The sequence below is a fragment of the Bradyrhizobium sp. BR 10261 genome (assembly GCF_019455395.1).
GTDB lineage: Bacteria > Pseudomonadota > Alphaproteobacteria > Rhizobiales > Xanthobacteraceae > Bradyrhizobium > Bradyrhizobium manausense.
On the sequence record NZ_JACOFQ010000012.1, the window covers coordinates 1 to 24,840 of the forward strand.

Consider the following 24,840-nt stretch of genomic DNA (forward strand, 5'->3'; position numbering starts at 1 on the left):
TCTTCTGCGAGATGAATTTGACGATCTCTTCCGACAGCCCCTTGGGAGCCTTCTCGGAGTCGATCAGGGTCTCAAACCCATAACGATACTGGTCGACGTCGATGCGCTTGACGCGCTCGACCGTCTCTTGAACGGCTGGCATTCCATCCTCCGCTCGTGGTTTCAAGGACCACGGTGGATCAAACTCGAACGACTATTACGATGTTTCTGTGCGGAAAGCACGGGCTTAGAACGGTTCAAGCCGTGTTTCGTCGCTTACGCTCTAAGTAGGGTATTACCGAGCTTTCGCCAAGCCTCTAACGCCCGATTGATGTCCTCAGGTCCCGTGGACCAGCCCAGACTAAGGCGCACCGCTCCCTGGGCCACGGTGGCATCATACCCCATCGCCGAAAGGACGTGGGACGGCTGGACCTTTCCCGAGGAACACGCGGAGCCCGAGGATACGGCAATGCCCTCGAGGTCAAAGCCGATGACAGCGGTCTCGGCCTTCAACCCGGGCGCAGTGAACAAGACGGTATTGGGCAACCTCTTCACATCTTCGGCGAAGACCGTCGCTCCGGAAATTTCGCGAAGACCATTTCCCAAGCGATCTCTGAGGCTTGCCATCCGCTCCAGATCCTCAGGCAGAGCCTGAAGGACAGCTTTCAACGCCGCGCCCAAGCCCACGATCCCTGCGACATTCTCGGTTCCGGCCCGCCGGCCGAGCTCCTGCCCGCCGCCGCGCAGGACCGGTTCCAATCCGGAAAGTCCTTCCGCCACGACCAGTGCACCCACGCCCTTGGGGCCGCCGATCTTGTGCGCAGAAAAGGCCGCAAGGTCGGCGCCTACCGCGTTAAGATTGAATACAATTTTGCCCAGCGCCTGGACCGCATCGACATGCAGAAGGCCGCCGGCCTCGTGGACCAGCCCAGCCGCCTCGGCCACCGGCTGGAGTGCACCCGTCTCGTTGTTGGCCGCCATGATCGAGACGAGCGCCGGCGGGCCACCATGCAGCAGTTCTCGCAGGTGATCGAGATCGACGACGCCGGATCGCGTGACCCTGATCTGGCCGACGCTTTCGGCCGGAAACCGCCCGCCAGCCAGCACTGAGGCGTGCTCGACGGCCGAGACCAGAAGCCGCCGCACTGGCTCGCCCGATCGGCCGCGTAGGCCGGGCGACAGCGCCAGAGCATTGGCCTCGGTTCCAGCCGAGGTAAAGATCACATTCCGCGGCAGCGCGCCCACCGCCGTCGCCAGCGCGGCTCGCGCCTCCTCGACCAGCCGCCGCGCCTCCCGCCCCTCGGCATGGACCGAGGACGGATTGCCGATCAGCTCGTAGGCGGCCAGCATCGCTGCGCGCGCTTCCGTGCGCAGCGGTGTGGTCGCATTCCAGTCGAGATAGACACGGCTCGGCATGGCGCCCTCTTAGCACCTTTTGTCCGCTCGCCAATCGGGCGCTGCCGCACATCAGGCCGGCTGTTGTCGCGCGATCCCGGCGACGGAACGCGGCTCCACGCGCAGCCCGAACAACGGACGCAGCCAGAAGATGCGCCGCGCGACCTCGTAAGTCACCGCACAGGTGAGCGCGGTGCCTGCTATCACGATGGCGGCCTCGCTTGCCGCAGACAGCCGGCTGCCTCGCAGCGCGTGTGCGATCATGATGATCGCGGTTTGATGCACAATGTAATAGGGAAAGATCGCATCGGTCAGGTAGCGGCGCACCGGGCCATCAGCCGTCAAATGGCGGCGCGCAAAGCCGAGCACGGCGACCATCGCGATCCATTGGTAGCAGCCATAGGCCGAACCGGCGATCCACTGGAGCATCGGCGAGCGCGGCAACAAGCCGGCGTAAGCGAGAACAAAGACGGCGAAGCAAACGGCTGCTAGCGACAGCGCCACCCATCGTTGGCGCTCGATGTCGCGCCAGATGCCGCCCTCGCGTGCGAGCAGAAAGCCGATCAGGAACGCGGTCGCATGGTCGGCGTGGTTGTACCAGTCGCCGAACAGGGCATGTGTCGAGGGGAAGATCGGCGACAGGAACAGCCGCCAGGCCGCGAACAGCAGGCACGGCAGTACCAGCAACCATGGCCCGGCGAGCAGGGCCGCCATCCTCTGGCCGATCCAGTCGGCGGCCGCCGGCCACAGCGCCAGCGCGCCAGCCAGGGACATGGTGTAGACCCAGAGATAGACCACGAACCAGAGGTGGTTCCAGGTCGGCTGCACGATGCAGGGGTTCGGGCAGAACTGCGCGCTGAACGCCAGATAGTGATGGAGGTAGTAATCGGCGAACCCCTGGGGGTAACCGAAGCTCTCGACGATCTGGAGATATGACTGCGGCGGCACGATCACGACCATGCCAAAGATCAGCGGGATCAAGAGCCGCACCGAACGGGCCCGGGCGAACGCCGCGAGCCTGACCTTGCTCAGCATAAAGCGGCTGGCGACCCCGGAGACGAGGAACAGGAGCGATAGCCGCCAGGGATTGAGCACCAGCATCGCCGGCTCGAGAAAGGTCAGCCGGTGCTCGCTCTTGATGTGAAATCCCCAGGACACGTAGAGCATGCCGACATGGTAGAAGATCAACAGCCCAAAGGCTAAAATCCGCACCCAGTCCAGATCGATGCGTCGTTCCGAACCTGATGCTTGCTGTGGTGTTGACATGGATCTCTGCTCCCTAGGCTCTCGGTATCAGTGGGTTTGGGGCCATGGCTGACGGCCAAAATGCGCCGGAAACGGAGCGCGTCGAGGCGGTGCGGGATCAGAACCGAGCGCGAGGGGACGAAGCGTCCTCCTCAGGGACGGGCGGTTGGCGCGGCGGGATCAACGGCGACTGGGCAACGTTCGCTGCGATCGCCGCCATCGCGCTCATCGTCGGAATCGTCAATGCGCTCTCCGGCGCACAGGACGCGGCCTGGCGCGGTGACAGCGCCGATATCGGCCGGCGCCTGTTCTGGGAGATGACGAGCATCGCCGTCATCTGGGCCCTGGTGCCGATTCTGATGCTGTCGGTCCGGCGCATGCGCCGGACAATGGGCATCGCGGCGCGGATCGGAATCACGGCAGTCGCCTTGCTCGGCTTCTCGGCGCTCCACATCGCCGGCATGGTGGGCTTGCGGAAGTCCCTGCTCTGGCTCGCGGGCGGCGCTTACGAGTTCCATTTCTCGACGGCCGTCGTCCTCTACGAGTTCCGTAAGGACGCTGTGACAGCGTTGCTGATTGGGGCAACTCTCTGGCTGTTCGAAAGCCGCCGCGAGCTGCGCAAGACCGCGCAGGAAGCCCGCTCCAATCCGGCCGCTTCGCTGGAGCAACCGTCGCCGAACCTGATCTGGCTGCGGGACGGCACCAGCCGGATTCGGGTCGCGCCGCGCGACATCCTGTGGGTCGCCTCCGCCGGCAATTACATCGAGTACAGCCTTGCCAACGGCACCCAGCACCTGATCCGGGGGACCCTTGCCGCGACAGAAAGCGAGCTGGCCCGTTTCGCCATCGTGCGCGTTCACCGCACCCGGCTTGCCAATCTCGACCGCGTCAGCGGCGTGGACTTCAAGCCGTCAGGGGATTTCGAACTCACCTTCGACAACGGCAAGACGCTTGGCGGCAGCCGCCGCTACCGGCCCGCCGTCGCCTCGCTCGGAAGCCGTACTGCGCCCGTGTGAATCGCCGCTCGGATCAGCCGGCAGCCGATAAAACGATCGTGATTCCAAATGCTTGCCGCCTCAATGCCAGCCTCCGCGATCTTCCTGCGCGATCCCGACCATGCCGGACGTCGCACCGCCATGACCCGCTAAGGTCTTGAGCAGATTGGCAGATGTCGAAGATGCTTGCTTTTTGCCCCGCTGCCTATGTTAGAACGCGCACCGTCAAGTCACCGCGCGCCATCTGCGCATCACCGCAAGGCGCACGGCCTTCTCGTCCTTCCATTCGCGCTTTCGTCGGCATCCGCCGATGAGGCCACAATCGGTTGATTGCCAAGGACCCGCTTTCCAGCAAGTCAATCCAGAGATCATCAATGCCTGAAGTCATTTTTGCCGGCCCCGCTGGCCGTCTCGAAGGCCGCTATCACCCGGCCAAGCAGAAGAACGCGCCGATCGCGATGATCCTGCATCCGCATCCGCAGTTTCACGGCACGATGAACCATCAGATCGTGTACCAGTGCTACTACGCCTTTGCGCATCGCGGCTTCTCGGTGCTCCGCTTCAACTTTCGCGGCGTCGGCCGCAGCCAGGGCTCGTTCGACCATGGCACCGGCGAATTGTCGGATGCGGCGGCAGCGCTCGACTGGGCGCAGACCATCAATCCTGAGGCGCGCGCCTGCTGGGTCGCGGGCTTCTCCTTCGGTGCCTGGATCGGCATGCAACTGCTGATGCGCCGTCCCGAGGTCGAGGGCTTCATCTCGATCGCGCCGCCGGCCAATCTCTACGACTTCTCGTTCCTCGCGCCCTGCCCCTCATCGGGGCTGATCGTGCATGGCGAGAAGGACGCGGTGGTACCGCCGAAGGACGTCAACACGCTGGTCGAGAAACTGAAGACGCAGAAGGGCATCGTGATCGACCAGCAGGTCATTCCCGGCGCCAACCATTTCTTCGACGCGAAGCTCGAGCCGCTGATGGAAACCATCACGGCCTATCTCGACATGCGCCTCGCCAACGTGCGGTAAGACTCTTGTTGAGCATGATCTGTTCGGAAAACCGCTTCACACTTTTCCGGATCATGCTCTGACATGACCGCGTTTGTAGCCCTGCTGCGCGCGGTCAATGTCGGCGGCACCGGCAAGCTACCGATGACCGAGCTCAAGGCGATGTGCGAAGAGCTTGGCTTCGGTGCCGTACACACCTACATCGCCAGCGGCAACGTGGTCTTCACCAGCCGCAAATCGGAATCCACTATCAAGGCCGCCCTGGAAAAGCGTCTGCACGCATACGCCGGCGCGCCGGTCGGTGTGCTCGTGCGCAGCGCGGCCGAAATGGCAGGCGTCCTGGCCAATAATCCCTTTCCAAAGATGGCGCCGAACCGCACAGTCGCGATCTTCCTCGACAAGGCACCGGCCGCGGACACGATCGCCGGCATTCGCGGTCAGAAGGATGAAGAGATCAGGCTCGGCCGCCGCGAGATCTACGTGCATTACGGCGACGGCATGGGGACGTCAAAACTCGTGATCCCCGCCGCGAAGGCCGGCACCGCGCGCAACATGAACACCATCGCCACCCTTGCGAAGATGGCCGCGGAGCTTTAGCTGACCGAAGACGATATCGCCGGTTAGGGGAAAACATTGAAGGCATATCTGGTGCTCGACCTCTCGGTGAACGAATTTGCCGGCTTCAAGACCTACATCGATGAAATCCCGGCATTCATCGCCAAGCATTCGGGTCGGTACATCATCCGTGGCGACGAGCCGACTACAATCGAAGGCGACTGGACGCCCGCGCGACTTGTCATCATCGAATTTCCGGAGCGCGCGAAGGCGCAAGCCTTCCTGGATGATCCCGACGCTCAGGACCTTTTCAAGCTGCGCCATGCAACGACGACGAGCAGGCTGCTGTTAGCCGATGGCTGCACCTGACCGTTGTTCTCTGTTGGTTAAGCGAGTTTGAGCGCGACGATCCCCATCAGGACCAGCACGATACCGACAAGCTTCATCGCGCTGAGCGCCTCGCCGAACAGCACCACGCCCATCAGGAACGTGCCGGCGGCGCCGATGCCGGTCCACACCGAATAGGCGACGCCGACCTCGAGCACCTTCAAGGCACGTCCGAGCAGAAAGACAAAAGCCGCAAGCAGCACGAGCGAAGCAAGGCTCCAGCCCACGCGCGTGTAACCTTCCGCGTACTTCATCGAGATCGCCCAGCCGACATCGAGCGCGCCGGCGATCACCAGCATCAGCCAGGCCAGCGATTGCGACATGTGCTCAGGCCGCGAGCTTGAGCAGATGGGCATCGTGCCGAACGAGGAAGGCGCGCAGCAATTGCGGATAGTCCGCGCCGACGGCACCACGTACGCTTGGACGTTTTGCAAGCTCCGCTCGCCACGCCCGCACCTTCGGCACATCGTTGAAGATGCCGTGCCCGGTCAGTTCGTCGAACAGATCGAAATAGCGGAAGACCGGCGCGAACACCGCATCGACCAGACTAAACGCTTCGCCAGCAAAGAACGGTCCTGTGCCAAGCGCGGCCTCCACACGCGCGAATTTCGCGGCGAGTGCCTGGCGCTTGCTCTCGAATGTCGCGGGATCGGTCGTGGTCTCCAGCCCCCAGAGGTCGCCAAGGATCGCCGAGCCGAACTCCATCCAGGCGCGGTGCTCGGCGCGTTTCAACGGATCGGCCGGATGCAGCTTCGCGCCGCCTTGCGTCTCCTCGATGTATTCGCAGATCACGTTGCTCTCGAACAGCGCGACCTCGCCCTTGTCCGTCGTCACCACCAGCACCGGCACCTTGCCGAGCGGCGATATCTTCAAGAACCAGTCGGGCTTGTTGGCGAGATCGATGTCGATCCGTTCGAACGGCACACCCTTCTCTTTCAGCGCGATCACCGCGCGCTGCACGTAAGGACAAAGCTTGTGGCTGATCAGCTTGAGTGAGGCGGACATGGCGCGATCCCGACGGTTCGATGCAACTGCATCCAATATAGATGCACTTGCATTTATCCGTCAAGATCGATGCAGTTGCATCAATCACCCGTGATCTCACGGCCGCGCGATCACCCCGCCGGTCATAGGCATCGGCACGCCTGTGGTGGCCGGATAGGACAGCGGCAGACCCTTCAGGCCGCGTGCGGCGAGGAAGCCGAAGGCCTGGGCTTCGATGGCATCAGACGCCCAGCCGAGCGTCTCGGCGGCCTCGACGGTGGCGGGCGCCAGCCGCTCGCGCAGCATCCGGAGCATGGTGAGGTTGCGGGCACCGCCACCGGCAACGATCCAGCTTTTCGGCGGCTTGGGCAGCAGCGGCACGATCCGCGCGATCGCCGCCGCGGTGAAGGCAGTGAGCGTCGCAGCACCATCGGCAGGCAGCACATCGCCAAGCTTCAACGCCACGAAATCGTTGCGGTCGAGCGATTTCGGCGGCGGCAGCGTGAAGAACGGCAGCTCCAGCGCGCGCGCGATCCAGGCTTCATCCGCCTCGCCGAGCGCCGCGAACTTGCCTTCCGCATCGAACGCCTGGTTCATGATGCGGTACATGAAATCGTCGAGCAGAGCGTTGCCGGGCCCGGTGTCGCAGGCGATCAGCGTGTCGTTGCCATCGATATAGGTGATGTTGGAGACACCGCCGATATTGACCACGACGATCGGCCCCTCGCGCGCCAGCGATTGCGCCAGCGCCCGGTGGTAGACGGGCACGAGCGGCGCCCCCTGCCCGCCAGCCTCGACGTCGGCGGCGCGGAAGTCGTACATGACCGGGATATGGATGGCCTTGGCCAGCGCCGCCGCATCGCCGATTTGCACCGTCAGCCGCTTCTCGGGCCGGTGCAGCACGGTCTGGCCGTGGAAGCCGACGATGTCGATGTCCTCAGGCCTCATCCGATTCTGGGCGACGAAGGCGGCGACCGCCTCGGCATGGGCGCGCGTCACCACCCGCTCGGCCTGGGGCAGAATACCCGGCCGGGCATCGCGTTGCGGCAGGTTCACGGCCTCGCTCAGCGCCTGGCGCAGCAAATTACGCTCTGCCGGGTTGTAGGGCCGGTAACCGGAGGGCCCGAACGCCTTGACCTGCCTTCCGTCGGTTTCGATCAGCGCGACGTCCACCCCATCCAGCGAGGTGCCGCTCATCAAACCGAGTGCCGTCAACATCATGGGATCAGCGTCCTCAAACATCGCCTCCGGCATGCCGATCTTGTGCCAGAGGGACACATCTTATAATGCCACAGCGCCAAGTGGCGGGCAGCAATCGAGTTCCCAGGTAAGACCCTTAAATTGCTCCCAAAACAGTAAACCAAGAATTGTCAGGCACGCCGACAGATGACTGCATTTAAATCGGATTTCCTCAACACGCTTCAGGAACGTGGATTCATCCACCAATGCTCCGATTTCGAGGGGCTGGACGCCCTCGCAGCCAAGGGCGAGGCGACCGCCTATGTCGGCTACGATTGCACCGCCCCCTCGCTGCACATCGGCAACTACCTGACGATGATGATGCTGCATTGGCTGCAGCAGTCCGGCAACAAGCCGATCACGCTGATGGGCGGCGGCACTACCATGGTCGGCGATCCCTCCGGCAAGGACGAGACGCGCGCGATCCGCACCATTGCCGAGATCGAGGCCAACAAGGAATCGATCCGCGGCGTATTCGCAAAGGTGCTGAAATACGGCGATGGCAAGAGCGACGCCATCATGCTCGACAATGCAGAGTGGCTGACCAAGCTGAACTGGATCGAGATGCTGCGCGACGTCGGCCGGCATTTCTCGGTCAACCGCATGCTGACGATGGACTCCGTGCGCCTGCGCCTCGAGCGTGAGCAGGAGATGAGCTTCATCGAGTTCAACTACATGGTCTGCCAGGCCTATGACTTCGTCGAGCTCGCCAAGCGGACGGGATGCAAATTGCAGATGGGCGGCTCGGATCAGTGGGGCAACATCATCATGGGCGTCGATCTCGGCCGCCGCATGGGCACGCATCAGCTGTTCGCGCTGACGACTCCGCTGCTGACCACCGCGTCGGGCGCCAAGATGGGCAAGACCGCGCAAGGCGCGGTGTGGCTCAACGCCGACCAGTTCTCGCCCTATGACTTCTGGCAATATTGGCGCAACACAGAGGATGCCGACGTCGGCAAATTCCTCAAGCTGTTCACGACACTGCCGATGGCCGAGATCAAGAAGCTCGAGGCGCTCGGTGGCTCCGAGATCAACGAGGCCAAGAAGGTGCTCGCGACGGAAGCAACCGCGCTGCTGCACGGGCGCGATGCCGCCAATGAAGCGGCCGAAACCGCGCGCCGCACCTTCGAGGAAGGCGCACTCGCCGAAAGCCTGCCGACGGTGGAAATTCCGCGTGGTGAGCTGGAGTCCGGCCTCGGTGTGCTCAACGCCTTCGTCAAGGCAGGCCTCGTTGCATCCAATGGCGAAGCGCGGCGCCAGATCAAGGGCGGTGGCCTGCGCGTCAACGACGTCGCGGTCACCGACGAGAAAATGACGCTGTCGGCCGGCCATCTGACGCCTGAAGGCGTGATCAAGCTGTCCTTCGGCAAGAAGAAGCACGTCCTCATCAGGCCTGCATAGCGGTATGAGCTTTTGATGCTTGTCAGGGCGCGCGGATGCGCGCTCCCTGATAGGCAATGGATCAGAACACGCCCAGGGAAACGCCGGCGAAGGCGAGCAAGGATGGCGTCGCGGCGACGCCGGAAGGCGCCGTGCGCATCGCACTCACGGTGCTGGCGCTCTGCTTCACGCTGGCCGTTCTCGGCCGCGGGCTCGGCGACAGTTTCACGGTGTTCCTCAAGCCGATCTCGGAGAGTTTTGGCTGGGATCGCGCGCAGATCGTTTCGGTCTATTCCCTCACCTGGCTCGCGAGCGGCCTCACCGCTCCCTTCGTCGGACGGCTGTTCGATCATTCGGGACCACGCATCGTCTATGCGCTTGGACTTCTGCTGCTCGGCGCGGCGTTCCTGATCGCGGCGCACGCCCAGCATCTCTGGCAGTTCCAGCTCTCGATCGGCCTCTGCGTCGGCATTGGCGTGGCCTTCATCGGCATCGTGCCGAACTCGATCCTGCTTGGCCGCTGGTTTGGACCACGGCTGCCGACCGCGATGTCCGTGGTGTATTCGGCGATGGGCGGCGGCGTACTGGCGCTGTTGCCGGCCTCGCAGCTCCTGATCGATCACATTGGCTGGCGCGACACCTACCAGCTGTTCGGCTTTGCGGCATTGGGGCTGCTGGTGCCGCTGCTGCTGCTGCCATGGCGGCTGTTCGCCGCGGGCTCGCCGCATGTCGTGAAGAGGACCGATCCCGATTTCCTCGACAACGGCTGGACACTCCTCGGCGCGATGCGCCACCACGCGTTCTGGGCGCTGTTCTCGACCTTCTTCTTCACCGCCGTCGGCATGTACGCGATCGCGGCCCAGATCGTGGCCTATCTGATCGACGCCGGCTTTCCGCCGCTGCAGGCCGCGACCGCCTGGGGCTTCTCCGGCGTCGTGCTGGTGTTCGGCATGCTGGGTGTCTCCGCGCTCGACGGCCTGATCGGGCGCCGGCCGTCCGTGCTGTTGAGCTACGCGATCTCGATCCTCGGCATCATCCTGCTCTGGCTGTTGCAGTATTCGCCGAACATCTTCCTGCTCACCGGCTTCGTCGTCTGCTTCGGCAGCATGATGGGCTCGCGCGGCCCACTGATCAGCGCGACCGCGATGCGGATCTTCCAGGGCAAACGGGTCGGCACCATCTACGGCACCATCTCGATCGGCAGCGGGCTCGGTTCGGCCTTTGGCTCCTGGAGCGGCGGCCTGATCCACGACGCCACCCATGGCTACAACGCGCTGCTCGCCTTCGCACTTGCGAGCGTCGTGCTGGGGATGATTCCATTCCTGATTGTGCCCGCCTTGCGGCGCTAGGTTTCCCGGCGGTAACCTGCACGCATTCGTGTCACCGGGGAACTACGGGCGGCACTGCGCGTAGACGCCTAGAAATGCAGACAGCGTGTGGCTGAAACCACACTCTGCGGTGTTTTGTCCGTCATGACGAAAATGTCAGCGTGAATTGACCTGGCGCAGCTTGCGAGGCGGTACCGAATGCGGTCCTAGTCGCAGCATTGGATGGAGGGCACAAACCAATGAACTTTCCTTATCTCTCTCGCTATCAACCGGTTCTCTTGAGCCTGTTTCGCTTCATCACCGGACTGCTGTTGTTCCAGTACGGCATGACCAAGCTCTTCCACATTCCGCAGGTGGCCATGTTCGCCAATCCGCCGCCGCTGATCTGGACGGCCGGCCTGATTGAGCTCGTGCTTGGCGCAGCCCTGATGATCGGACTGTTCACCCGCCTCTCGGCCTTCATCCTCTCCGGTGAAATGGCCTTCGCCTATTTCCTCGGTCACGTCTTCCACATCTCGAAGGAAGGCCCGCCGGTGTTCCTGCCGCTGCTCAACGGCGGTACCGCGGCGATTCTGTTCTGCTTCGCTTGCCTCTACCTCGCGGCCGCCGGTGGCGGCGTGGTCAGCGTCGATGCGCTGGTGGGCAAAGAGAGCGAGGCGACCGGCGGCGCCTTCGCTCGACGCTAAGGACCTCGATCAACGAAAAAGAGGCGGCGCCCACGACAATCGTGGCGCCGCTTTTTTATCGCGGGCCCAGCACGTTCCAGATCAGGACCAGCACTGCCACGAGCAGCGCGAACATGATGATGCGGTGAACGAAGCGGCTCATTGCTGATCGCGCCGAGGCTGCGGCAGTCAGGTTTCGCGCTAACGCCGCGCGAGGCTGCAACCGCTCGACAGTGGCCGCGATGATCCCGTCGGGCTGTCGCCCGCCTGCGCCGCCGGCAGCTGATCGTCGAACGGCGAGTTCTGCTTACCGGTATTGAACTCCATGATCTTCCGAGTCACGCCGGGAAATATTGCCGAGATCGGGTTGACGCGCATCACGGGCGCAGCCGGGGTGCCGATGACCTCGTAGGTCACGCCGATCAGTCCCTCGTTGTTGCCACCACCCAGGAACAACCCGAGTACCGGAATCTGTCCGAACATGTTGTTCAACCCGTACATCGGCACGAAGGTACCGCTCATGCAAACCTGGTTGCCGGGATAGTCGATCGAGCCTTCGATCGTGGCGCCGATCATCGGCCCCTTGACCACCCCGTCACGAACCGTGAGCGCGCCGTTCTGCCGCGTGAACTCGGCGCGCAATGCACTGAAGGAAACGCCGTTCCCGGTCCCGTTGGGCGAACCAGCCGCAACCCGCTCGAGCTGCGCCTCGCCCTTCACCGTGAAGTCGCGCACGTTGATAAGGCCCTCGCGCGAGGTATTGGGCTCCGATGTCGGCGGCTCCATCGCTACCACCATCTGGCCGCCGACCGCCTTGGTGTAGGTGTCAGTGAACTTCAGTAGCGATCCCGCATCATTGGTCTGCAGATAGATCACCTCGCGGCTGCCTTGCGCGCGCCCGCCGCGCAGATCCGCTGCGACCGGGGTGTTTTGGCCGATCCTGCCGCTCAGCGTGAATGCCTTGATCGCCCCGGCGCGCTTCGACATCTTGGCATCGACGCTGCGCATCGTCTCGCCGTTGAACCCGGCGACCGTGCCAAGCTTCACATCGATGTCGAAGTCGATGTTCTTGAGCTTGCTCTTGTCGTCCTTGGAATTGCCCGAGATCGCCGACTTCAGGAAGCCGCGGCCGTCGAACACATCGCCGCGCATGGTGCCCCTGACCACGCCGTCCTGACCGCGCTCCACCTTGAGCGACGTCTTGTCGCCGTCAGATGGCGAGTAGACCGGGAAGTTCGCATTCATGAGATCGCCGTTGGAGTCGACTTCCAGCGAGCCCTTGATCGAGGCGCCGCCGCCCTCGATGACGATGTCCTCGAGCCGCGTCGATTGCGCCGTCGGCACCACCTTGAACGTGGCCTTGCTCGCTTTACCCGGCAGCTTGACCCAGCCTGGGAGGATGTTGTCGAGCTTGACCGAGGTGAGGTCAGCCTCGATGCCGAGCTTGGTCGTTGCGTCGGGACTGCCGGCAATCTTGCCCGACACCTTGACCGGCACCGAGCCACTGACGGCAGGACTGAGGTCGAAGCCGAGGCGTGCGCGGCTGGCATCATCCAGCGTCGTCTGCAGCTTGACGTCGGCATCGCCATCGGTCGTCTTGCGATAATCGAGCGAGGCCGCCTGCCCGTTGATCTTGACGTCGCCCTTGACCTGGTACCCCCCGTTGTTGGCGACGATCCTGAGATTGTTGGCCTCGAGCTTCTGGTTCATCACCAGCTTTTCAGCGCTGAAGCCGTTGAGATCGGCGGTGACGGCGTAGGTGGTGTCCGCCTTGGTCAGCTCGCCCTTGACCGGCAGGCCGAGCTGGATATTCGCCGTGAATGTGCCCTTGCTGGTGTTGGGGTCGACGACGGTCGACGACAGATCGCTCAGCCGGTCATTGGACAGCATTTCAGCCGCCGCCGGCACCGGACCTTCGACCCGGAAGCGCGTCCGCGAGGGCGACGGCTTTGGCGCCATGTCAGGCACCTCGAAGGTGAAATCGGAGATCGTGATCTTGCGGCCCGCGGGCGTGTCGGCAATGCCTTGGGCGATATTCACCGTGGCCGTGCGTCCGGTCACGTGCGCCTTGAGGTCGGCGTCGTGCACGACAGGCATGCCGTCGACGGGCCGGACCGCGACGCCGCTGGCCACGATGTTGACCGAGAGGCCGTCGTCGGGAATCGGCGGTCCCTTGCGCGGAAGGTTACGTGTCGGCGAGTTGACGCCGACCTCGATGCGCTGGAGTGTGCCGCGCTCGATCCGCTCGATCACCCATTGGCGCAATTCAGGGACCACCAGCGTCGGCCACATCCGCTTCAAGGCGGAGGCCGACATCGGCGTTCCCGCAAAGCCGAGCGTCAGGCGCGGCTCGCCGGAATAGTCGATCGCACCGGTGCCGGCGACGCCGATCTCGCCGTTGCTGATATCGGCCTGCGTCAGCAGCATGCGCTTGTGGTCGGTGTCGAAGCGGAAGCCGATCGCGATGCGGTTGAAGACGAGCGGCGGCTCGTTGTCGATGCCGCCGAGCAGGATCGAACCGCCGCTGAAGCCGAGCTGCCAGTCGTTCACGGTGCCGTTGGGCGGCTCGAGATGGGCCAGCAGCGTCAGACGGTTCGCGCCCGAAAGGACCTTGAACGGCGCGACCAGCACCCGTCGATTGGCATCCCATTCGATGTTGATCTCGGCCTGGTCGATCGCCATCGGATAATCGGGCGTGTCGGTGTCGATGATGTTGCCCGCGCCGACGCTGACCTTGCCGCGGAAGAATGTCGGCACGCCGTCGCGGCCGAGCTCGCCTTTAAGCTCGCCGGTCAGCGGCAAGTCGGCCGTATAGGTCAGGTCCTTGACGCGCAGCGCGAGCAGGATGTTCGAGGTCGAGACCTTGTCGGCGCGGATATCGACCGAGCGCACCCCATTCTCGCTGGGTCCGATCGTGGCGCGCAGCGACCACGGATGTCCGCCCTCCTCGCCGAGGCTGAGCGCCACACCGCCCTGGCTCGGCCGGCGCAGGCTGAGCGTGATGTTCTCAAACGTCCATTTGCCGCCGCGCTGCTGGTCGTCGACGATCAGATTGCCGTTCTTGAGACCGATCTCGTTGAGGTTCTGGCCGTCGAGGCCGGTCATGCTCAGGCTGTCGAGCCAGTCGAGCCCCTGAAGAATGCCGCTTTGCGCAGTGGGTTGGGGCGCGGCCTGGGATGCATCCGGCGTTGCAGGCGCCATCCCGAAAGGCGGCGGCGGCACGCCGTTGCGGGGGAAGGTCGGCGGCAGCCCCGCTTCCTTCTTGGACGCGACGCCGGTCGCGAGCGGCTTGGCGGTGTCGCCGGCGGAGACCGTGACGGTGCCGTCGGGCGCGATCCGGATCGCGAGTTCTGCATCGACCAGGTTGAGGCTTTCGGCGCGCAGGCGGCCGGTGAGAAGAGCTGTTCCCGACAGCCTCACTTCGGCCTTCGGCGCGCTGGCGACGATGGCATGATCATGATCACGAACGATGATGTCGCGGATGCGCACGGCGATCCCGACGCGCCCGGTCCGTTCGATCTGGGTCCCGCCGACCTCCACGGTGTTGCCGTGGCCGATATTGTCCTCGATTGCGGCGGCGAGCCATGGCGTTGCCACGTCGAGATTGATGGGGCCGGCGCCAAGCCGCCACCACAGCGCGCCAAAGCAGCCGACGAAGATGACGATCAAGGAGCCGAGGACGACGGACATCCGGCGAAGCCAGCGTCCGCTCGGCAGCATCCGGCGAAACGCCGAGGCGCCGTTACCGATCTGGAAGCGCGAGTTGGAACGCGACAACAGGCGGCGTGCGCGGTGGCCCGCCTCCTCCTCCTGGTCCTGATCCCAGTCGGCCTCGTCCCAATCCGGCTGCTCGTGATGGCCGGCGTATCGGTCGAAGTCCCGATTGTGATCCTGGGTGTGATCCTGGGGCGACGTATTCCTTGCCATTGCCTCTCGATACAGGCGCCCGTCGTAGGACTGAGCGCCGCCGGGACCGCAGCCATCGACGGGTATAGACGCTCCCCGCCCCGGCATTGCCGCCATACCTCTGATGTTCCTGCTGTTCGTCATTTCGCCCCGGGAGCGCGTTCAACGAGCAGTGGGGTGGTGCGTGGAATTCCTTGTAACCATACTCCGGCGCCGCCAAAATTGCCCAGCCGAGGGCGCGAATCCGGCACACCGGACGAGAGCTGCAATACCGCTTTGGTTGACCCGCCGAAAGCGACGAAAGGAAGGCGTATGTCCAAGAAATCCCGAAAGAAATCGTCCAAAACGCCCTCCGGCAGTTTGACCGCTAAAAAGATGCCCGTGAAAACGCGGGCAACGACTCAAACGCGCAGCGCAAAGACACAGCCGCCATCGGCAGGCAAATCAACCAGGACGGGCGCAAAGCCAGCATCGCATAAGGCCGCATCGAAACGGTTAAAATCTTCTGAAAAGGCCTCCAAGCCCGCGGCTGCGGCTTCCGGCGCCAAATCCCCTTTGGCCGAGGGCCAGAAGGCCCCGGCGTTCCGCCTCCCTCGCGACGGTGGCAACGTCGTCACACTGTCGGATTACGCCGGCCAGAAGCTTGTCCTGTTCTTCTACCCCCGCGCCGACACGCCGGGCTGCACCCGCGAGGCGATCGACTTCACGCGGCTCAAGGGTGACTTCGCGGCCGCCGGCGCCGCGGTGCTGGGCATTTCGGCCGATCCGTTAAGGGCCCAGGAGAAATTCCGCGACAAGCACAGTCTCGGCATCCCCCTGATCTCGGACGAACACCATGAGATACTGCAGGCCTATGGCGCCTGGGGCGAAAAGTCCATGTATGGCAAGACCTTCCTCGGGATTCTTCGTACCACCGTGCTGATCGGGAGCGACGGCAAAGTGGCCAGGATCTGGCGCAATGTGCGGGTCGACGGCCATGCCGACGAGGTGCTGGCTGCGGCAAGAAGTCTTTAACCAGCCCGTTAAAATCGGGCGATCCCGTTTCCGGAAAATTAACCATGACTGGCCCAGATTGCCGCGGCAGTTAAGCCGCAAGGAACCGTTCCGACCGGCGCGGGAGTGCCGATGTCGAAAAGTTCTGCCCAATATTCGCAGTACCCCCAGCATCACCCGCACGACCACGGCCGGTCCTTTCACCGCCGCCCTGCTCCGGCAGTAGCTGCAGCGATTCCCCTCCCCGATACCGACGACGCCTACACCATCCAACATCACGGCAAGCAGGTTCGCCTCGGGCCCGTCGTGTTCTGGATCGTGGTCGGCACCGTCGTTCTGCTCGGGCTCTGGTCGGCGGCAACCGCCACCTATTTCGCTTTTCGCGACGACGTCCTGACCCGGCTGATCGCCCGCCAGGCCGAGATGCAGTACGCCTATGAAGACCGCATCGCCGAGCTGCGCGCCAAGGTCGATCGCGCCACCAGCCGGCAACTGCTCGACCAGGAACAGTTCGACCAGAAGCTCGACCAGATCATGAAGCGCCAGACGGCGCTGGAGTCCCGGGCCACGGCGCTCGGCGCCATGCCCGACGTGACCGGATCGATCCCCCGCGCGGCGCCGCAGCGTGGCGAGGCGAATCAGCCGACCCAGGGTACGCCCAAACCGTCGCCGATCAGCGACACCGTGATCTTCGTGGCGCCGCCTGACCGAGAGGCGCGGCTCGAATCGCGCGCGCCTGCCGTGATCGCCTCGCCGGTCAATCAATTCGCCAAGAACCAGGGCTTTGACAATGTCCTGGTCCGGCTCACGAACTCGCTCGATCAGGTCGAGCGCCGCCAGGTCGCGGCGCTCAACGCCGTCGAGGAAGGCATGGATTCGCGGATGCGGCGGATGCGTGGCGTGGTCAGCGACCTCGGCCTGAACCTCGCCAGCCTCGAGGCCGCGGTGCCGCGCGCGCCGATGGGTGGCCCGTTCGTGCCGGTGAAGCTCACGGCGAACGCGGGCCCCTTCGAGAAGCAGCTCTATCGCATCAACGTCACCCGCGCCGAATTGGACCGGCTCAATCGCACGCTGGCACAGGTGCCCTATCGCAAGCCTGTCGTCGGCGAGGTCGAATTCACGTCCGGCTTCGGCGTGCGCAGCGACCCCTTCCTCGGCCGGCCGGCGATGCACACCGGTCTCGACTTCCGCGCCGCGACCGGCGATCCCGCACGCGTCACCGCCAACGGCAAGGTGGTCTCGGCCGGCTGGTCCGGTGGTTACGGCCGCATGGTCGAGGTCGATCACGGCAACGGGCTGTCGACCCGCTACGGTCATCTCTCCGAGATCAACGTCAAGGTCGGCGAGATCGTGAGGATCGGCCAGGTCATCGGCCTTGTCGGCTCGACCGGCCGTTCAACCGGTCCGCATCTGCACTACGAGACCCGCATCGACGGCGAAGCCGTCGATCCGCAGAAGTTTTTGCGCGCCGGTGTGCGGCTCAGCGCGGGTTAAGCCCCGCGCCTGGGCCCTTCGCGCCGCCCGTCTCTGATTACTGGCTGTGTTCGTGGCCGACCTCGCCGGTGATGACATCGCCGAACAGCTCCCAGGCCTGTCCGTTGAAGCGCATCAGCTGCATCTGCTCGATTGGAAAGTAGTCGTCCGGTGAGGTGTTGACCACGATACCTGGCAGCATCAGGTCGGTGTGAAAATTCTTCAGATTAGCGGCCTGCTTCATGACGTTGTCGCGCGTGAGATTGTCGCCGCACTGCCTCAGCACCTGCGCCATCGCCTCGGCCTGCACGTAGCCATAGAGGTTGTTGGCGTTGGTCTTGTCGCCATCAGGATAATACTTGTCCATGAACGCCCGCCACGCGATCACCGCCGGATCCTTGTCCCAGGTCGGATCGGTCGGATCTTTCAGATAGGCAGTCGAGATGATGTCCTTGGCATATTCGAGCCCGGCGGGCTTGAGCACCGAGGCGATCGACGTTGCGGTGTTGGCCAGAAAGAATCTGGGTTTCCAGCCGAGCTCACCGACTTTACGGATCGCCTGCGCCGAGCCCTTCGGCGCGGCCCATGAGAAGAAGATGTCGGCGCCGGAATCGTGCAGCGCGACGATCTGCGAGTCGATCGAGGGATCGCTGACCTCATAGGATTTGTCGGCGATGATCATGCCAGCCTTGTCGCCAAGGCCATCTTTCAAGCCCTTGAACTGATCCTTGCCGGCGTCGTCGTTCTGCCAGAACACCGCAATCTTGCCATCAGGGAAATTGTCGAGGATGTATTTTGCATAGATCCGCCCCTCGCTCTGGTAGTTGGGCTGGAAACCCATCGTCCACGGAAAGTTCTTCGGGTCGCCAAACTTGGTGCCGCCGGAGGCAACGAAGAGCTGCGGCACTCTCTTGGCGTTCATGTACTTCATGATCGCAGAGTTCGAGGGCGTGCCGAGCGCCTGGAAGATCAGCAGCACCTCGTCGCTCTCAACCAGCTTGCGCGCCTGCTCGATCGCCTTAGGCGGCGAATAGGCATCGTCATAGCTGATGAAGTTGATCTTGCGTCCGTTGATGCCGCCCTGATCGTTGATCATCCGGAAGAACGCCGCCTCGGTCCTGCCGATCACGCCATAGGACGACGCCGGCCCGCTGTAGGGCATGATGTTGCCGATCTTGATTTCGGTGTCGCTGGCGCCGGGACCGTATGTCTTCTGCGCCAAAGCCGGCGTCGCGACGAGTACGCCGGTAACGAGCATGGCGAGGGCGGCGAGGTGTTCGCGACGACCCGGCATTGGTCTCTCCCTGGATTTTATCGTTCTTGTTTTGGGAGAGTGTCGCAAGGTGGCCGGCTGCTGGCAAGCGGCAGGATTTTCCGCGAAGTGAAACGATCGGATCGGGAACTTACCCGACGCGCTGCAACACTCGCAGAGCCCGTCCGTCGATCACGATCAAGGCGCTGCCGATCACGATCGCACCGGCGATCTCGCGCCTGGAGATTGGCTCACCCAGCACGAGCCATCCCAGCAGGATGGCGGTGACGGGGATGAGCAGCGTCACCAGCATGACGTTTGTTGCGCCTGAGCGTCGTATGATCTGAAAGAAGACGATGTAGGCAAGCGCGGTCGAGAGCGCGGCGAGGCCGAGCACCGCTAGCCAAGTCGCAAGGCCCGGCATCGGTTGCCGCCAGGGCTGCTCCACGACACCTGCGACGATCGCCATCATCACCGTTGACGCCATCAGTTGAAATGCCGCCGTGCCGAGCGGGGCTGAGTCCTTCAGCAGCCTGCGCGCGGCAAGCGCCGCAAAGCCATAGCTCAGCGCGCCCCCAAGACAGAGCAGGATGCCGATCCCTTGCCCGCTTCGCGTCTCGATTCCCGATCCCCGCAGGATGATCACGCCGGCGATGCCCAGCGCCACGCCAGCCACCCGCCGCACCTGCAAGGTTTCTTCGCCCGCAGCGGCCATCACCAGGACCGTGAACAGCGGCGTGGTCGCATTCAGGATCGACGCCAGCCCGCTCGGAACGAAGGTCTGCCCGATCGCGATCAACGAGAACGGGATGACGTTGTTGAGCAACCCGATTGCGACAAACGGTGTCCAGCCGGCGACGCCCTTGGGAAAGCCGATCCCCTGCATGCGCAGAAGCGGCAGCAGCATGGCCGCGCCGAGGACGACACGCAGGAACACCAGCATCAGCGGCGGCAACTCGCGAAGAGCGGCGCCGTTGAAGAAGAAAGAGCCGCCCCAGAGGATCGAGAGGACGGCAAGCAGCGACCAGTCCCGCGCGTCGATCCGGTGGTCGTTCGGAGACATAGGTTCACCTCGGCGGGCCGAGCTTGCTCGCCTAGGACAACATCCTGCCACCCGATTCCCGATGAAGTCTGCAATTCCCAGTCATCAGCGGCAAACGCAACTGGTCTGCGCCAGCGTTAAGACGGCTGCTTCGGCCGCGACACCAGCTCGATCATCCTGCCTTCGTCGTCGTTGGGCATTGCGGCCTTCGCCTGCGCGTAAGCATCGACCGCAGCCCGCGAGACCAGTGGCTTGCCCGCGAGCAAGCTCTCGGCCAGCTTCACGGCATAGGCGGCATCCTTGTGCCGCAGCGCGGTCGTGAACGTCGCGCCGCTGAAATAGCGGGCGACCATGCGCTTGGAGTGGCGCTGAACCTGCGGGCTCGCGGCAACACCCGCCTGGATCGACTCCAGCACCAGCTTCATGTCGAGCCCGGCCTGCTCGGCGATGGCGAGGCCCTCGGCAAGGCCTGCGATCTGGATCGCGCCCATCAGATTGTTGATCAGCTTGTAGACCGTGCCGGAGCCGACCGCACCGAAATGCCTGACGGTCGAGCCGATCGGTTCGAGGAAGGGCCGCGCGCGCTCGAGGTCGGCCGCGTCGGCGCCAACCAGCAGTGTCAGCTTTCCGGCCGCTGCCGCATCCGGCAATCCCGTCACGGGGCAATCGATATAGATCAGGCCACGCGCATTGAGCTCGCGGCCCATCTCGCGCGCGTGATCATAGGAAATGGTGGAGCACTCGATGGCGATGGTGCCCGCCTTCGCGGCCTTGGCGGCGCCATTGGGGCCGAGCCAGACCGCGCGCGAGGCTTCGTCGTCGGCGACCATGGTCACCACGGCATCGGCGTCGATCGCGGCATCCTCAGGCGAGGTCGCCCACTTTGCGCCGCGCGCGATCAGGTCTTCCGCTTTGGCCTTGCTGCGGTTCCACAGCGTGACCGTGAAGCCGGCGTCGAGATAGCGGCCGGCCATGCCATGGCCCATCCGCCCAAGCCCGATGAAGGCGACGCGGGTCATCGCTAATCCACGTCCTCGACATCGCCTGCAGTGGTGCCGAAGGCGCGCTGCGCCAGTGTCGCGGCCATGAACTCGTCGAGTTCGCCATTGAGCACGCCCGACGTGTCGGAGGTCTGCACGCCGGTGCGCAAATCCTTCACCATCTGGTAGGGCTGCAGCACATAGGAGCGGATCTGATGGCCCCAGCCGATGTCGGTCTTGGCGGCCTGGTCGGCGGCGGCCTTCTCCTCGCGCTTCTTCAGCTCGATCTCGTAGAGGCGCGCGCGCAGCATGTCCCAGGCCTGCGCCCGGTTCTTGTGCTGGGAGCGGCCGGCCTGGCAGACCACCGCGACGCCGGTCGGGATATGCGTCAGGCGCACCGCGGATTCGGTCTTGTTGACATGCTGGCCGCCGGCACCGCCCGACCGCATCGTGTCGGTACGGACGTCGGATTCCTTGATGTCGATCTTGATGCTGTCGTCGATGACGGGGAATACCTGCACGCTCGAGAACGAAGTGTGGCGCCGCGCGTTGGAATCGAACGGCGAGATGCGGACGAGGCGATGCACACCCGCCTCCGTCTTCAGCCAGCCATAGGCGTTGTGCCCGGAGACCTGGATGGTCGCGGACTTGATCCCGGCCTCTTCGCCCTCGGACTCTTCGAGATACTCGACCTTGAAGCCGTGCGTTTCGGCCCAGCGCGTATACATGCGCAAGAGCATCTGCGCCCAGTCCTGGCTCTCGGTGCCACCGGCGCCGGCATGGACTTCGAGATAGGAATCGAAGCGATCGGCCTCGCCCGACAGCAACGCTTCGAGCTCGCGCCGCGCGACCTCCTTCTTCAGGTTCTTCAACGCAGCTTCGGCTTCGGCCACGACGCCGTCATCGCCCTCGGCTTCGCCGAGCTCGATCATGCCGATATCGTCTTCGAGCTCCTGCTCGACTTTGCCGATGCCCGAGAGCGAGTCCTCCAGCGAGGTCCGCTCTTGCATCAATTTCTGGGCTTTCTGGGGATCGTTCCAGAGGTTGGGATCTTCTGCGAGCTTGTTCAGCTCAGCGAGGCGCGCCGTCGATTTCTCGACGTCAAAGATGCCTCCTCAGCAGCCCGACTGACTGCTTGATCTCTTCTACCAACCGTTCGATTTCGGCGCGCATGTCGTTCTCTCTCGCGGAATGTTCCGCGTCTGATTGCAACGGGATGTAGCCGCGACTGCGCCAAAGCGCAACCGCCAGCCGCACCCGTTTCAGGCGTTATCCGCTAGAGCATGATCCGGAAAAGTGTGAAGCGGTTTTCCGAAAAGATCATGCTCAAACAAAGAGCTAAAGCGCGATGACTCAATCCAATCTCATCGCGCTTTAGTACAGCCCGCCGGTGCCGGGCCGCATGAAGAAGCCGGAATCCGGCGCCTGCTGCGGCGGCGACACGCCACCGCGCCCGTCGGCGTCGGCGACGCCAATGACCGAGTAGTTATCCGGCGGCGCCGTGCCCGGCTTGAAGGCCTCCAGGATGGTTCCACCGGTCTCGCCGGGACCGGCGCGCATGCCGGTCTTGGCAACGACGCGGACCAGCTTGATGCCCGCCGGCACCTTGAACGGCACCGCCGGCTTGTCGGCGAGCGCGAGCTTGAAGAAATCGCGTGCGATCGGCGCCGAGAGATGGCCGCCGGTCGCCGCATTGCCTCGGCCGAGCGGACGCGGCTTGTCATAGCCCATGTAGATGGCGACAGCGACATCGGGCGAGAAGCCGACGAACCAGGCGTCCTTGGCCTCGTTGGTGGTTCCGGTCTTGCCGGCGATCGGCTTGCCGACCTCCCTGACCACTGTCGCGGTACCGGCCTGCACCACGCCTTCCATCAGCTCGGTGATTTGATAGGCGGTCATGGCATCGAGCACCTGCTCGCGACGGTCGATCAGCTGCGGCTCGGGCTGATTCTTCCAGCCGCCGGGCGAATCGCAGCCACGGCATTCGCGCTGGTCGTGCTTGAAGATGGTGTGGCCATAGCGGTCCTGGATGCGGTCGATCAACGTCGGCTTCACACGACGGCCGCCATTGGCGAGCATCGAATAGGCCGTGACCATGCGCATCGCCGTGGTTTCACCGGCGCCCAGTGAGTAGGACAGGTAATTGGGCAACTCGTCATAGACGCCGAATCGTCGGGCATATTCGCCGATCAAGGGCATGCCGATGTCCTGGGCAAGCCGCACCGTCACCGTGTTGCGCGACAGCCGCAGCGCATTGCGCAAGGTCATCGGCCCCATATACTTGCCGGCATCGAAGTTTTCAGGCCGCCAGACACCTGCGCCCTGGCCCTGGTCGATTTCGATCGGCGCATCGAGCACGACCGTCGACGGCGTATAGCCGTTGTCGAGCGCGGCCGAATAGACGATCGGCTTGAACGACGAGCCGGGCTGCCGGTAGGCCTGGGTGGCGCGGTTGAACTGGCTCTGGTCGAACGAGAAGCCGCCGACCATCGCGAGCACGCGGCCGGTCCAGGGGTCCATCACCACCATCGCGCCCGAGACTTCGGGAATCTGTCGCAGGCGATACTGGCCTTCGACCGGTTGTCCTTCCTTGCTGTAGAGCGGATCGGCATAGATCACGTCGCCAGGCTGAAGCACCTGCGCTACTGACGTCGGCGTCTTGCCCTTGAAGTTGCCCTGGGTCGGCCTCGCCCAGCGCACGCCGTCGACCGTGATGAGGCCAGTCTCGCGCTGCTTGCTGACGGCGCCGCCAAGCTCGCGGTTCGGCTGGAAGCCGATGCGCGCCGACTGGTCGCTGGTTTCCAGCACCACCGCCATACGCCATGGCGAGATGTCGGAGAGCGACTTGATCTCAGCGAGCTTCACGCCCCAATCGCCCGAAATATCGAGCTTGCTGATGGCGCCGCGATAGCCCTGCTGCTCGTCATAGTTCACGAGGCCGGCGACCATGGTCTTGCGCGCCATGACCTGGATCTTCGGATCGAGCGTGGTGCGAACCGACAGGCCGCCCTCGTACAGCTTCTTCTCGCCATAGCGCTCGAAGATGTCGCGGCGGACTTCCTCGGCGAAATATTCGCCGGCGAAGGTGTGGGCACCGTTGGAACGGCTGGTGACGACCAGGGGCTCCTTGCGCGCCTTGTCGGCGTCAGCCTGCTTGATCCAGCCGTTCTCCTGGAGACGGTCGATCACGTAGTTGCGGCGCTCGATGGCGCGATCGCGGTTGCGCACCGGATGCAGCGTCGCCGGCATCTTCGGCAGCGCCGCGAGGTAGGACGCTTCCGCCACGGTAAGCTCATTCACCGACTTGTCGAAATACACCAGTGAGGCGGCGGCGATGCCATAGGCGCCGAGGCCGAGATAGATTTCATTCAGATAGAGCTCGAGGATCTTGTCCTTCGAATAGGTCTTCTCGATGCGCATCGCGAGCAAGGCTTCCTTGATCTTGCGCGAGAACGAGACCTCGTTGGTCAGCAGGAAATTCTTGGCGACCTGCTGGGTGATCGTGGAGGCACCCTGCGGACGGCGGTTGGAGCCGAAGTTCTGCAGATAGAGCACGCCGGCGCGCGCCATGCCGGTGTAGTCGATGCCGCCATGCTCGTAGAAATTCTTGTCTTCGGCGGCGAGGAACGCGTTGATCACGAGCTTCGGCACCGCCTGGATCGGCAGGTATAATCGCCGCTCCTTGGCGTATTCGCCGAGCAGCGAGCCGTCGACCGCGTGCACACGGGTCATCACCGGCGGCTCATAATCCTGAAGCTGAGAGTAGTCGGGCAAGTCCTTGGAGAAATGCCAGATCAGGCCTGCCACGGCACCGACACCAACAAGGAACACCACCGTTCCCGCGGCGAACAGGAAGCCCATGAACCGCACAAGCAAGCGCATTATGTGTTTATCCGTTTAATCCCAGGATCAGCCCAAGCCGCCTAAACAAGGCGCCCCAAACGGGCGCCGTCCTCACGTCGCGAACCACCGGCCTACCCAATACCATCGATGCCGGACCGAAAGACGCTTGCCGAACGGGATTCTCGTCGATTCCGGAAC

20 protein-coding genes are annotated in these 24,840 nt (G+C 63.9%); 9 read left to right on the forward strand and 11 right to left on the reverse strand.

The genetic code is table 11. The annotated features are described in order from the left end of the window. Positions 1–255: 255 nt before the first annotated feature. Both HYH07_RS15795 and HYH07_RS15800 read right to left on the reverse strand, forming a co-directional pair. The gene (locus HYH07_RS15795; RefSeq protein WP_220003334.1) at positions 256–1,395 is read right to left on the reverse strand and encodes a cysteine desulfurase family protein; all 1,140 of its coding nucleotides are present in this window, start codon (positions 1,393–1,395) and stop codon (positions 256–258) included. 51 nt (positions 1,396–1,446) lie between these two features. Further along, a complete protein-coding gene (locus tag HYH07_RS15800) occupies positions 1,447–2,640 on the reverse strand; it encodes an acyltransferase (protein WP_220003335.1) in 1,194 nt (397 codons plus the stop codon). Positions 2,641–2,684: 44 nt separating this feature from the next. On the opposite strand from HYH07_RS15800, the gene HYH07_RS15805 reads away from it, so the two are divergent. The 4 genes from HYH07_RS15805 to HYH07_RS15820 all read left to right on the forward strand — a co-directional run bounded on the left by HYH07_RS15805 (position 2,685) and on the right by HYH07_RS15820 (position 5,539). Beyond that, positions 2,685–3,635, forward strand: coding sequence for a LytTR family DNA-binding domain-containing protein (locus tag HYH07_RS15805; protein ID WP_220003336.1), 951 nt, complete (start codon positions 2,685–2,687; stop codon positions 3,633–3,635). A 353-nt stretch (positions 3,636–3,988) separates the two neighbouring features. Next, positions 3,989–4,636, forward strand: coding sequence for an alpha/beta hydrolase (locus tag HYH07_RS15810; protein ID WP_008143006.1), 648 nt, complete (start codon positions 3,989–3,991; stop codon positions 4,634–4,636). 63 nt (positions 4,637–4,699) lie between these two features. After that, positions 4,700–5,212, forward strand: coding sequence for a DUF1697 domain-containing protein (locus HYH07_RS15815; protein WP_220003337.1), 513 nt, complete (start codon positions 4,700–4,702; stop codon positions 5,210–5,212). Positions 5,213–5,263: 51 nt separating this feature from the next. Continuing rightward, positions 5,264–5,539: a DUF1330 domain-containing protein gene (locus HYH07_RS15820; RefSeq protein WP_220003338.1), complete on the forward strand. Its 276-nt coding sequence runs from the start codon at positions 5,264–5,266 to the stop codon at positions 5,537–5,539. Positions 5,540–5,556: 17 nt separating this feature from the next. Here HYH07_RS15820 and HYH07_RS15825 read toward each other — a convergent pair whose 3' ends face one another. The 3 genes from HYH07_RS15825 to HYH07_RS15835 all read right to left on the reverse strand — a co-directional run bounded on the left by HYH07_RS15825 (position 5,557) and on the right by HYH07_RS15835 (position 7,762). Then, on the reverse strand, positions 5,557–5,880 hold the full coding sequence (locus HYH07_RS15825; protein WP_220003339.1) for a multidrug efflux SMR transporter: 324 nt from the start codon (positions 5,878–5,880) through the stop codon (positions 5,557–5,559). A gap of 4 nt (positions 5,881–5,884) precedes the next feature. Further along, entirely contained in the window at positions 5,885–6,562 is a 678-nt protein-coding gene (locus HYH07_RS15830; RefSeq protein WP_220003340.1) for a glutathione S-transferase family protein, read from the reverse strand. 96 nt (positions 6,563–6,658) lie between these two features. Then, positions 6,659–7,762, reverse strand: coding sequence for an anhydro-N-acetylmuramic acid kinase (locus HYH07_RS15835; protein ID WP_220003341.1), 1,104 nt, complete (start codon positions 7,760–7,762; stop codon positions 6,659–6,661). Between the two features lie 165 nt (positions 7,763–7,927). Here HYH07_RS15835 and tyrS point away from each other — a divergent pair, with 165 nt between their 5' ends. The 3 genes from tyrS (at position 7,928) to HYH07_RS15850 (ending at position 11,174) form a co-directional block, all read left to right on the forward strand. Then, a complete protein-coding gene (gene tyrS / locus HYH07_RS15840) occupies positions 7,928–9,181 on the forward strand; it encodes a tyrosine--tRNA ligase (RefSeq protein ID WP_220003342.1) in 1,254 nt (417 codons plus the stop codon). 56 nt (positions 9,182–9,237) lie between these two features. Further along, positions 9,238–10,509 carry an MFS transporter gene (locus HYH07_RS15845; RefSeq protein WP_220003343.1) on the forward strand — a complete coding sequence of 424 codons (1,272 nt, stop codon included), beginning with the start codon at positions 9,238–9,240 and terminating at the stop codon, positions 10,507–10,509. 218 nt (positions 10,510–10,727) lie between these two features. Beyond that, positions 10,728–11,174 (forward strand): DoxX family protein, encoded by a 447-nt coding sequence (locus HYH07_RS15850; RefSeq protein ID WP_220003344.1) that lies wholly within the window; start codon positions 10,728–10,730, stop codon positions 11,172–11,174. A gap of 180 nt (positions 11,175–11,354) precedes the next feature. Here HYH07_RS15850 and HYH07_RS15855 read toward each other — a convergent pair whose 3' ends face one another. Beyond that, entirely contained in the window at positions 11,355–15,167 is a 3,813-nt protein-coding gene (locus HYH07_RS15855; RefSeq protein WP_220003540.1) for an AsmA-like C-terminal region-containing protein, read from the reverse strand. A gap of 204 nt (positions 15,168–15,371) precedes the next feature. Between HYH07_RS15855 and HYH07_RS15860 the strand changes: the two genes are divergently transcribed. Both HYH07_RS15860 and HYH07_RS15865 read left to right on the forward strand, forming a co-directional pair. Then, positions 15,372–16,073, forward strand: a complete 702-nt coding sequence (locus HYH07_RS15860) for a peroxiredoxin (protein WP_220003345.1) — start codon at positions 15,372–15,374, stop codon at positions 16,071–16,073. A gap of 111 nt (positions 16,074–16,184) precedes the next feature. Beyond that, positions 16,185–17,546, forward strand: coding sequence for a M23 family metallopeptidase (locus HYH07_RS15865; protein WP_220003346.1), 1,362 nt, complete (start codon positions 16,185–16,187; stop codon positions 17,544–17,546). A gap of 37 nt (positions 17,547–17,583) precedes the next feature. On the opposite strand, the gene HYH07_RS15870 is transcribed toward HYH07_RS15865, so the two are convergent. From HYH07_RS15870 to HYH07_RS15890, 5 genes are all read right to left on the reverse strand, one after another. Further along, on the reverse strand, positions 17,584–18,819 hold the full coding sequence (locus HYH07_RS15870; protein WP_220003347.1) for an ABC transporter substrate-binding protein: 1,236 nt from the start codon (positions 18,817–18,819) through the stop codon (positions 17,584–17,586). 109 nt (positions 18,820–18,928) lie between these two features. Continuing rightward, entirely contained in the window at positions 18,929–19,840 is a 912-nt protein-coding gene (locus HYH07_RS15875; RefSeq protein WP_220003348.1) for a DMT family transporter, read from the reverse strand. 116 nt (positions 19,841–19,956) lie between these two features. After that, complete coding sequence (locus tag HYH07_RS15880) at positions 19,957–20,838, reverse strand: NAD(P)-dependent oxidoreductase (protein ID WP_220003349.1); 882 nt, start codon at positions 20,836–20,838, stop codon at positions 19,957–19,959. A gap of 2 nt (positions 20,839–20,840) precedes the next feature. Then, a protein-coding gene (gene prfB, locus HYH07_RS15885) for a peptide chain release factor 2 (RefSeq protein ID WP_220003350.1) occupies positions 20,841–21,972 on the reverse strand; the annotation gives its coding sequence in 2 pieces (ribosomal slippage) (positions 20,841–21,902 and positions 21,904–21,972; 1,131 coding nt in all). A gap of 201 nt (positions 21,973–22,173) precedes the next feature. Next, on the reverse strand, positions 22,174–24,681 hold the full coding sequence (locus tag HYH07_RS15890) for a penicillin-binding protein 1A (RefSeq protein ID WP_220003351.1): 2,508 nt from the start codon (positions 24,679–24,681) through the stop codon (positions 22,174–22,176). Positions 24,682–24,840: the final 159 nt, after the last annotated feature.

Bases quoted from the DNA above. Each gene is read 5' to 3' on its own strand.
- HYH07_RS15795 (WP_220003334.1), bottom strand. From the start codon at position 1,395: ATGCCGAGCCGTGTCTATCTCGACTGGAATGCGACCACACCGCTGCGC.
- HYH07_RS15800 (WP_220003335.1), bottom strand. From the start codon at position 2,640: ATGTCAACACCACAGCAAGCATCAGGTTCGGAACGACGCATCGATCTG.
- HYH07_RS15805 (WP_220003336.1), top strand. From the start codon at position 2,685: ATGGCTGACGGCCAAAATGCGCCGGAAACGGAGCGCGTCGAGGCGGTG.
- HYH07_RS15810 (WP_008143006.1), top strand. From the start codon at position 3,989: ATGCCTGAAGTCATTTTTGCCGGCCCCGCTGGCCGTCTCGAAGGCCGC.
- HYH07_RS15815 (WP_220003337.1), top strand. From the start codon at position 4,700: ATGACCGCGTTTGTAGCCCTGCTGCGCGCGGTCAATGTCGGCGGCACC.
- HYH07_RS15825 (WP_220003339.1), bottom strand. From the start codon at position 5,880: ATGTCGCAATCGCTGGCCTGGCTGATGCTGGTGATCGCCGGCGCGCTC.
- HYH07_RS15830 (WP_220003340.1), bottom strand. From the start codon at position 6,562: ATGTCCGCCTCACTCAAGCTGATCAGCCACAAGCTTTGTCCTTACGTG.
- HYH07_RS15835 (WP_220003341.1), bottom strand. From the start codon at position 7,762: ATGATGTTGACGGCACTCGGTTTGATGAGCGGCACCTCGCTGGATGGG.
- tyrS (WP_220003342.1), top strand. From the start codon at position 7,928: ATGACTGCATTTAAATCGGATTTCCTCAACACGCTTCAGGAACGTGGA.
- HYH07_RS15845 (WP_220003343.1), top strand. From the start codon at position 9,238: ATGGATCAGAACACGCCCAGGGAAACGCCGGCGAAGGCGAGCAAGGAT.
- HYH07_RS15850 (WP_220003344.1), top strand. From the start codon at position 10,728: ATGAACTTTCCTTATCTCTCTCGCTATCAACCGGTTCTCTTGAGCCTG.
- HYH07_RS15855 (WP_220003540.1), bottom strand. From the start codon at position 15,167: ATGCCGGGGCGGGGAGCGTCTATACCCGTCGATGGCTGCGGTCCCGGC.
- HYH07_RS15860 (WP_220003345.1), top strand. From the start codon at position 15,372: ATGTCCAAGAAATCCCGAAAGAAATCGTCCAAAACGCCCTCCGGCAGT.
- HYH07_RS15865 (WP_220003346.1), top strand. From the start codon at position 16,185: ATGTCGAAAAGTTCTGCCCAATATTCGCAGTACCCCCAGCATCACCCG.
- HYH07_RS15870 (WP_220003347.1), bottom strand. From the start codon at position 18,819: ATGCCGGGTCGTCGCGAACACCTCGCCGCCCTCGCCATGCTCGTTACC.
- HYH07_RS15875 (WP_220003348.1), bottom strand. From the start codon at position 19,840: ATGTCTCCGAACGACCACCGGATCGACGCGCGGGACTGGTCGCTGCTT.
- HYH07_RS15880 (WP_220003349.1), bottom strand. From the start codon at position 20,838: ATGACCCGCGTCGCCTTCATCGGGCTTGGGCGGATGGGCCATGGCATG.
- HYH07_RS15890 (WP_220003351.1), bottom strand. From the start codon at position 24,681: ATGCGCTTGCTTGTGCGGTTCATGGGCTTCCTGTTCGCCGCGGGAACG.